The following is an 8,890-nucleotide window of genomic DNA, read 5'->3' as shown; positions in this document are numbered from 1 at the left end:
TAGGGTGGGCGCTCGCCGCCAATCGCTTGTAATTCATAGCCAGAGATGATTATCGGCGAGCGCCCACCTTACAATTTATAGCGTTTATTTATGTTCACCTACTTAACTGTCTTGTTTCCGAAAGAAACCGCATTTCTAGACTACCCTCAGCCTTATCCCTACATCTCTCTAACCCTCCCCTAATAGGGGCGGGCTGTTCCATTGCTGCCCCAAAATTTGTTTGGCCTCTCCCCCAACCCCTCGACAGCAAGGAGAGAGGAAAAAATTCTTAACTATTAATTCTCTTTGAGTTTAATAGTATTAATTACTCCCCCTTCCCTTGCTGTCGAGGGGTTGGGGGGTTATGTCTTTCAAGAGAGGGAAAAAAAGGATCTTGAAGAAAATGGTGCAAAAAGTGAGGTACACTGAAGAGTTGCGTGTTTAATATGCGGCTTGCAAAAAATCCACAGCCAGCGCAGGTGGACTTCAATAGTCTAGTAGCGATTTCAAGCGTCCAGATATTATTGCAAGCAATCTAATAGTTGTACCCTAATGGGTGGAGATAAAAACTTTGGGAATAGAGTTACGCAGCTATGTATTTCTAGACAGCTTACAGCCGCAACACGCGGCTTATATTGGCACTGTATCTGCCGGGTTTTTACCATTACCAGGGGATGCGTCGCTGTGGATAGAAATATCACCAGGAATTGAAATTAATAAGATTACAGATATCGCCCTGAAATCTGCCTCCGTGCGCCCTGGAGTACAAGTTGTAGAAAGGCTTTATGGTCTTTTAGAGGTTCATTCTAGCCGCCAAGGAGAAACGCGGGCCGCTGGCAAGGCAATTTTGGAGGCTTTGGGAGTTCGGAGGGAGGAATGTATTAAACCGCGAGTAATTTCTAGCCAAATTATCCGCAATATTGATGCTCACCAAACACAATTAATTAACCGCACGCGGCGGGGACAATTGCTATTAGCAGGGCAAACGCTTTATGTATTTGAAGTAGAACCGGCTGCTTATGCGGCATTAGCTGCAAATGAGGCAGAAAAGGCGGCTTCAATTAATATATTAGAAGTTCAGGCTGTCGGCAGTTTCGGAAGGCTTTATTTAGGGGGAGAAGAACGGGATATTTTGGCGGGTTCTAGTGCAGCGCGAGTTGCTATTGAAAGCGTAGCTGGTCGCGATAATTCTGGTTTTGGGCGGAATGAATAGGTGGATTTTAAACTTTTAATTGTGGAGTGGGGATTTAATTTATTATGGCAAATACAGAGCATTTAGCACTGCTAAAGTTGGGTGTAAATCGGTGGATTTATTGGCGAAACCGCAACGGGAATATAGAACCAGATTTGAGCGAATCCAACCTCAGAGAGTTTAATTTAAAAGGCATTAATTTCGTCGGAGTAAACCTTTTTAGGGCGAATTTAAGCAACACGAAATTAATGGGTGCTAACCTGAAAGATGCGAACCTGAGTCTGGCGAACCTTTCATTTGCAGAATTAATTGATGCTAGTTTAATTGCAGCTAATTTGACAGGCGCTAACCTCCAATCAACTGACTTCGGGGGAGCAGATTTGAACGCAGCCAATTTAATCGGTGCTGACATGAGCGGTGCTAATTTGAGAGGAGCAGATTTAGGTGAGGCTAATTTAACTGGAACGGTAATGATGAAGGTTTACTTGATAGGAGCTAACCTTAGTAATGCCAATCTTACTCAAGCTAATCTCTATGAAGCTGAACTGGTAGACGCACACCTTTATCGAGCGAATTTATATAAAGCTAATTTGAGTGGCGCTCACTTAAATGGAGCTTATCTTTTCCGAGCTAATCTGAGTTTTGCTGACTTGAGCGGGACGGATTTTAGATGGACAAATCTGAGTAAAGTTGACTTTACAGGCGCTAATTTGATGGGGGCTAATCTCAGAGGTGCTAATATGGCGGGAGTGAATCTAAATGATGTTAATTTGCAAGGCGCAACTATGCCGGATGGCACAATTCACGACTAGCAATTTTTAATTTTTGATTCCCTAAATACCAAGAGATGAGCGAAGGTATTTTACGCAGTAAATTCTTTGAATATAACGCGATTGCGTCCATCATTTTTGGCTTCTTGGATTGCTGTATCTGCTGCTCTAAGTAGTTCTCCTGGTAATACATTAATGTCAGGAATAGTCGTGCTTACACCCAAACTAAGTGTAACAAACTTGGATAATACAAACCTAGACAAGTCAGGAGATTCATTAAGAATTTGCAAAGCGTTGACTTCTGAGCGTATTTTCTCTGCAATTTGAATTGCATCATTTACATCAGTATTAGGCAAAATCACGCAGAATTCGTCTCCTCCGTATCTTGCTGTTATTGCTGTAGCAACTAAACTGATGGCAGTATCCCGAATACTGCTAGCAATCTGACATATACAATCATCGCCGATGCTGTGCCCATAACGATCGTTATAGGTTTTGAGGCAGTCAATATCACACATAATCAGAGACAGTGGTTTTTGTTCTAGTGCTAGGTGTTGCCAATGTTGCTCAAGATATTTATTGAATTGACTTCTGTTCGCTAGTTTGGTTAGAGGATCTATTTTAATCTGTTCGTTATTCATTGATCTTACTCCTGTTAAGTAGTCGGACATAATTAAACGTAGGGTGGGCGCTCGCCGACAACTATCTTCTACTATTATTTACAAGCTTGTTGCGGCGAGCGCCCACCTTACAATTTGAGATTCCTGTTAAGTTCAAAAAATGTAGAAGCAAAGGTATTGTCTTAAGAAGGAACTGTCAAAGATGCACCGTTATCTGAAGATTTTAACTTAAGTAAAAAAGGCACAGCTTTTTCTATCCATTCTTGCACCGATGTATAATTTGCCGCCTCTTCACCGAAACAAATTTCCAGCATTTCAGTATGAATAATGCCAGGATTTAGGGGAATTGCTGCCATGCCTTCTGGCAATTCTTGAGCTAATGAGCGAGTAAGTCCTTCAATTGCCCATTTAGAAGCACAATAAGGGGCAACTTCTGGGGAAGTAGAGCGCCCCCAACCAGAGCTGAAGTTGACAATAATGCCACTTTTTACTAAGAGCATAGCTGGGACAAAGTAGCGAATTACGTTAGCTACACCTTTAATATTAACATCAATCAAATTGGAAAACTCCTCGTTGCTTACGCGCCAAAGAGGTGCGAGAGGGTTGATTATTGCCGCATTGTTAATCAGCAAATCGGGGGGCGGACAAGTTGCTAGCAATTGTTCTGCCCAAGATTTTACTTGAGATTCATTCGCGACATCTACGCAAGTGAAATGGTGAGGTGAACCATATTTTTCCTTGAGTTTTTCTACTGCTTCTGGAGAACGAGCGCACCCGCAAACAGTGTTACCTAATTCGATAAACTTTTCCGTCATGGCAAGACCAAGACCCCGACTTACACCCGTAATTACGATTATTTTTGCCATAATAAGTATTTGCTATTTTGAGATTTAGTTATAGAATACAGAAGAGTAAGTAAATTGACTAGCAATTACGTAACCCCGCCTTCTGGGCGGTAATTTAACTGCCCAGAGGGCGGCGTTACAAATATACTAAAGGTGCAAAAACATGGATGTTAAAGCAGCAGTCGCTTTCAGTGCAGGCAAACCACTAAGTATTGAAACTGTACAGCTTGAGGGGCCAAAAGAGGGTGAGGTGCTAGTAGAAATCAAGGCTACAGGTGTTTGCCACACTGACGCTTACACGCTTTCTGGTAACGATCCTGAAGGTTTATTTCCAGCTATTTTAGGCCATGAGGGAGCGGGAATTGTTGCAGAAATTGGGCCAGGTGTTACAAGCGTGAAAGTTGGCGATCGCGTCATTCCTCTCTACACTCCAGAATGCCGTAATTGTGAATACTGTCTTAGCAGAAAAACGAATCTTTGTCAAGCAATTCGCTCTACTCAAGGGCGCGGTCTGATGCCCGATGGTAGTAGTAGATTTTCAATTGGCGGAGAAATGATTCATCACTACATGGGAACATCAACCTTTGCTAATTATACTGTATTGCCAGAAATTGCGGTAGCCAAAATTAGAGAAGATGCCCCTTTTGATAAAGTTTGTTTAATTGGTTGCGGCGTTACAACTGGTGTCGGTGCCGTTATTAATACTGCGAAAGTAGAACCAGGAGCGAATATTATAGTTTTCGGTTTAGGCGGCGTGGGTTTGAATGTCATTCAAGGCGCTCGGATGGTGGGCGCTAACATGATTATCGGCGTAGATATCAATCCCGCTAAGCGAGAGCTAGCCGAGAAATTCGGGATGACGCACTATGTAAACCCTAAAGAAATTGAAGGTGATTTAGTCCCTTACTTAGTTGATTTAACTAAAGGCGGAGCCGACTACACTTTTGAATGTATCGGCAATATTAATGTCATGCGGCAAGCTTTAGAATGCTGTCATAAAGGTTGGGGAGTAAGTGTAATTGTTGGGGTGGCTGGAGCTGGTCAAGAAATTAGTACGCGGCCGTTTCAGTTAGTAACTGGGCGGGTGTGGAAGGGGACGGCTTTTGGTGGTGCGAGGGGTCGGACTGACGTTCCTAAAATTGTTGATTGGTACATGGATGGTAAAATTAATATTGATGATTTAATTACTCAGGTGATGCCAGTGGAGCGGATTAATGAAGCTTTTGATTTGATGCACAAAGGTCAGTCAATTCGCACTATTATTACGTTTTGATCGATATCTTCTGAATCCTGATTTCTAATTTCTGATTTCTCACTTACATCAATCATGGGTATTATGTCTGAATCTCCTAAATTGCAGAAAGAATATGCAAGTTTTGGCGGCAAAGTTGGCTTTTATAGTCATCATTCTCACAGTTGTAACAGTGAGATGAAGTTTGCAATCTATCAGCCACCGCAGGCTAAATCTCAGTCTGTACCAGTTCTCTATTTCCTATCTGGTTTAACCTGCACTGAAGAAAATTTTATGCTCAAAGCAGGGGCGCAACAATTTGCAGCTAAATATGGGTTAATATTGGTTGTTCCTGATACTAGCCCTCGCAATACTGGCATACCTGGCGAGGATGAAAGCTGGGATTTAGGTAGCGGTGCAGGTTTTTATGTTGATGCAACTGTGGAACCTTGGAAAGCACACTATCAAATGTATAGTTATGTGGTTGAGGAGTTGCCTAATTTAATAGCAGAACATTTTCCGGTAATAGCTGAAAAACAGGGGATTTTTGGTCATTCTATGGGGGGTCATGGGGCGTTAATTTGTGCTTTAAAAAATCCCGATCGCTTCCTTTCTGTTTCAGCTTTTGCACCAATTGCTGCACCCACTCTTTCCGCTTGGGGTCAAAATATTTTCACTAATTATCTGGGCGATCATCAAGAGAAGTGGCAGGAGTATGATGCTAGCAAATTGATACTAAAAGTACAGTATGGTCGCCCTATTCTGATTGACTGTGGTACGGCAGATCAATTTATAATTGATGGGCAATTGTTGCCAGATGTGTTTAGGGATGCTTGTGAAAAAGTGGGACAACCGCTAACTCTGCGGATGCAAGAAGGTTACGATCATAGCTATTATTTTATCGCAACTTTTATTGAAGATCATATTCGGCATCATGCGGCTGTTTTGTGGGGTGAAGTGTAAAAAAAGACTTAACCCCTCGGCAGCCTTCGCTAGGAGGAAAGGGGGAGAAAGAAAGAAAAGAAATTTCCCTCTTCCCTGGTAGGGAAAGGAGGTAGGGAGAGAGGTCTTTTTGGATAAACCCGATCATCGGCTCTCTCTTACAGGACTTACGCACCCAACCAAAGAAACCGGGTTTTTTGACGAAAATACTTCGTTGTTACCAACAGATGCTCTCAAAAACCCGGTTTCTGGAGCCATGAGCGTAAGTCCTATCTTATACTATTCTTGAGCCAATTCTCCCGATAATTTAATTTTGTCTTCCCGCCGTTTCTTAGCATAAAGTTGAATGGTGGCTACCATCGCGATAATCAATCCAGCAACGGCAAAAACAGTAGCATTTACTGGCAAACTTCCCTTAAACACAGCTAACAAAACAATCAATACTAAAAGAATTGTTGGTGCTTCATTTAAAGCTCTAAATTGCTGACCAGTCCATTTACACTCATTAGCAGCTAGTTTTTTTCTGAGTCGGCCGCAGTAAAAATGATAAGCTATTAAAAGCGCGACTAAAAGCAGTTTAAAATGTAGCCAACTATCTTTCAAAACATCAGGTTCAGTGGAAATCAGACCAATTGCCATTACCACTGTCACCGTCATTCCCGGCATGGTAATCAAGTGATAAAGACGTTTCTCCATAATCTCATACTGTTTTTTGAGAATTGTCTGGGCCGGTTCGGGTTCTTGGTTAGCTTCAGCGTGGTAGACAAACAGCCGTACCAGATAAAACAGGCCTGCAAACCAAACGACAATGCCGATTAAGTGAAATGCCTTAAACCATAAATAAGCCATGATTTTTCTCCATAAAAAATAGTATTATCTCATATTTTGTCAATCAAAAACAAAAAACCCGTCTGCTGACGGGTATGGCTAAAGGAGTAGGAGTTAGAAATTGCGCTGCATCTACCGTTTTTCGGAGGCAGGTTTAGTAGAAGCTGACTGGTGTTGGTGCTTGTCTTTTGAAGAACGCTGTCCCTGAACCTGTTGCGATTGTTCAGTTGTCAGGATTGCTTGCATTTGACGTTTAGCATCTTCTTGAATGGCTTTGATTTGCGCTTTTTGCTCTGCACTTAGCTTTAAATTAGCTCTTTGATGTGGCTTCGCTTTGCCGATCGATTCTTTTTGCTCTGGGGTATAAACTGCACTAATTCTCTGGCGAGTTTCTTCTTGAATTTGCTTAATTTGTGCTTTTTGATCGTCGGTGAGATTCAGTTGATTTTCTTTACCATTACGGGCCTGATTTTCTTTCTGGTGTTGTTGTCTGGCCGAATCTGAGGCTGTTCTTGATTGTTGCTGTCCTTGAGTAGCGGGTTTTTCAGCTTGAGCAGGTTTTAATCCTGTATAACTTATAGTGATTAAACTTACCAAGGATAGAGTTAAAATTAAGGCTCGTTTTTGAAGGTTCATTTTGTTTAAGTCCGTCTGTGTTGATATCTAAACAGTACGGGGAATTAATTTGATATTGATTAATGATTGTGAAACTTTGATGAGATGGCTAGGGTTTTGGATAGGGTTCAACCTATTTCGGGCATTTGGGGGTGTGTGAGAATGGACGGTTGATGAATTGGCCTGGCGCGATCGCGAAAATCTTAGCATCTAACCTGGGTAAAAAGCGCTTAAGTCAAGACAATTTCAGGGGGCGCTGGTCACACTTGAATAAGACAAGTGTAAAAAAGGTTTCAGTCCCGTTGCCGGGATTCTATTAGTTGAAAGTCGAGATATCCACATCCAAAATAAAACAATCTAACTTAAAATCTGCGATCGCCTCACCAATCATCAATCACCAATCACCAAATTCAATATTAACCACTCGATCGCAACGTCAAAACCTGCGGCGGAGTAGCATCAGGCGGATAAAGAAACTCAACCTGAACAGCCCGGCGTTCCCCAGGCTTCATATTCAGCGTCACCAAAGGTTCTCCCTGCTGACCCCGCCGCTGTATGATGTGAATATAGCGGTTTTGCGTCGCCCCGCGATCGTCATTATAAAGAACTCGAACCGTACCCCGAAAAAATACCCGATTATCAGGAGGATCGTAAAACATCAGACCCTCAGCCTGCTTATTCGCCTTCACCGGCGTTTGCATCTCAATACTAATAGTTTTAGCTTGCTTCTCTGGATTGTATAAAGGAAAAGTCAAACTATACTGCACCCCATAATTACCGTGAGCATAATAAGCAGTATCGGGATAACGAGCCAGCATCTTCGCACTTTGAATTTGACCAGTCCCGAAAGTCCCCGTGTAAGTAGTGCTCAAAGCATAAGAAAACGCCTTTCCCCGTTGAGGTACGCTCAAATAATCCACCTTCGGATTATCCGTAACACGCGCCAACCATTGCGAACCTTCAGCAACCCCCGCCACACGACCGTAAATCACTCGCGGACTAGCCAAACCCGGTAAAGTAGGAGCCAAATCTCTCGGCCCCGCTAAACGACCACTCTTTAAAAGCTTCTCCCACTGTTCCAAAGTCGGAAATTGCTCCTTACCCTTAGCATCCAAAGGAGCAAACATCGCTAAAGTAGCAATATATAGTGAATTACTACTCGAAAGGCGCATCAGAGTAGTGCGGCCATTCGATGACGGCGTTACATTACCAACTGGTATCGGCAAATTGATTAACATCTGACTTCTACCCGCAGGAATCTCCATCGCCGCCGGAAAACTATCTTGTCTGCGGCCTCGGAGCACATCATTTGTCACCCGACTCCCAGGCCCAGCAAAGACCGTACCCAAAGGGTTTTCAAGATAAGAAGGTAAACTCACAAATAGTGCATCCGGTCGAGTCAGGTAGCTGACTGCTTGCAATACATCCAGATTGACAGGTTGAGAATTGGGATTATAGGCAATTATGCCCTGATAGAGAGTACGAGTTTGTTGAGTAGTTTTAGCCTTGACAATGTGGTGGCTAAATATGTCAAAGCGGCCTTTGAAGGGAAAATTCAAGTGTGCAGAGGGTGTTTGCTTTCCTTGCGAGGGGAAGGTAGAAAGCAAAATACCTTCTGTCTGCACCATTTCTGGACTGTTGCTATTGAAGACAGGAATGCTATCTAGTTGTCCAGGTAAAGGGCGGACTTCTTGAGTTTGCATCACCACCTTTGGCGGAATGCGCGGCGGCGGCGGATTCAGAAGTTCATCTGCCTGTGCTGGAACTTCTGGAGGGAGGATAACTTGTTGGGCAGGCGGTACGGGGATGGCTTGAGCCAGGGGTAAAATTGGCGCGAACATTATAACTAGGGACTAGGGGAAGAGGGG

The 8,890-nt window shown here is 43.1% G+C and carries 9 protein-coding genes; 4 read left to right on the top strand and 5 right to left on the bottom strand.

The window, feature by feature from the left end:
- Positions 1–550: 550 nt before the first annotated feature.
- Both PN499_RS24265 and PN499_RS24260 read left to right on the top strand, forming a co-directional pair.
- Complete coding sequence (locus tag PN499_RS24265) at positions 551–1,192, top strand: hypothetical protein (RefSeq protein ID WP_272035372.1); 642 nt, start codon at positions 551–553, stop codon at positions 1,190–1,192.
- Between the two features lie 44 nt (positions 1,193–1,236).
- A complete protein-coding gene (locus tag PN499_RS24260) occupies positions 1,237–1,983 on the top strand; it encodes a pentapeptide repeat-containing protein (RefSeq protein WP_272035370.1) in 747 nt (248 codons plus the stop codon).
- A gap of 50 nt (positions 1,984–2,033) precedes the next feature.
- Here PN499_RS24260 and PN499_RS24255 read toward each other — a convergent pair whose 3' ends face one another.
- Positions 2,034–2,582, bottom strand: a complete 549-nt coding sequence (locus PN499_RS24255; RefSeq protein WP_272035368.1) for a diguanylate cyclase — start codon at positions 2,580–2,582, stop codon at positions 2,034–2,036.
- A 161-nt stretch (positions 2,583–2,743) separates the two neighbouring features.
- Positions 2,744–3,427 (bottom strand): SDR family oxidoreductase, encoded by a 684-nt coding sequence (locus tag PN499_RS24250; RefSeq protein ID WP_272035366.1) that lies wholly within the window; start codon positions 3,425–3,427, stop codon positions 2,744–2,746.
- A gap of 142 nt (positions 3,428–3,569) precedes the next feature.
- On the opposite strand from PN499_RS24250, the gene PN499_RS24245 reads away from it, so the two are divergent.
- Positions 3,570–4,679: an S-(hydroxymethyl)glutathione dehydrogenase/class III alcohol dehydrogenase gene (locus PN499_RS24245; protein ID WP_272035364.1), complete on the top strand. Its 1,110-nt coding sequence runs from the start codon at positions 3,570–3,572 to the stop codon at positions 4,677–4,679.
- A 63-nt stretch (positions 4,680–4,742) separates the two neighbouring features.
- Positions 4,743–5,600, top strand: coding sequence for an S-formylglutathione hydrolase (fghA, locus tag PN499_RS24240; protein WP_272035362.1), 858 nt, complete (start codon positions 4,743–4,745; stop codon positions 5,598–5,600).
- A gap of 258 nt (positions 5,601–5,858) precedes the next feature.
- Here fghA and hemJ read toward each other — a convergent pair whose 3' ends face one another.
- From hemJ to PN499_RS24225, 3 genes are all read right to left on the bottom strand, one after another.
- Positions 5,859–6,428 (bottom strand): protoporphyrinogen oxidase HemJ, encoded by a 570-nt coding sequence (gene hemJ, locus PN499_RS24235; protein WP_272035360.1) that lies wholly within the window; start codon positions 6,426–6,428, stop codon positions 5,859–5,861.
- A gap of 111 nt (positions 6,429–6,539) precedes the next feature.
- Complete coding sequence (locus PN499_RS24230) at positions 6,540–7,043, bottom strand: hypothetical protein (RefSeq protein WP_272035358.1); 504 nt, start codon at positions 7,041–7,043, stop codon at positions 6,540–6,542.
- 395 nt (positions 7,044–7,438) lie between these two features.
- Complete coding sequence (locus PN499_RS24225; protein ID WP_272035356.1) at positions 7,439–8,863, bottom strand: DUF3370 domain-containing protein; 1,425 nt, start codon at positions 8,861–8,863, stop codon at positions 7,439–7,441.
- Positions 8,864–8,890 lie beyond the last annotated feature (27 nt).

It is taken from the genome of Kamptonema animale CS-326, from assembly GCF_028330895.1.
GTDB lineage: Bacteria > Cyanobacteriota > Cyanobacteriia > Cyanobacteriales > Microcoleaceae > Kamptonema > Kamptonema formosum.
Note: the sequence above shows the minus strand (reverse complement) of the source record. Positions and strands in the feature narration are given on the sequence as shown.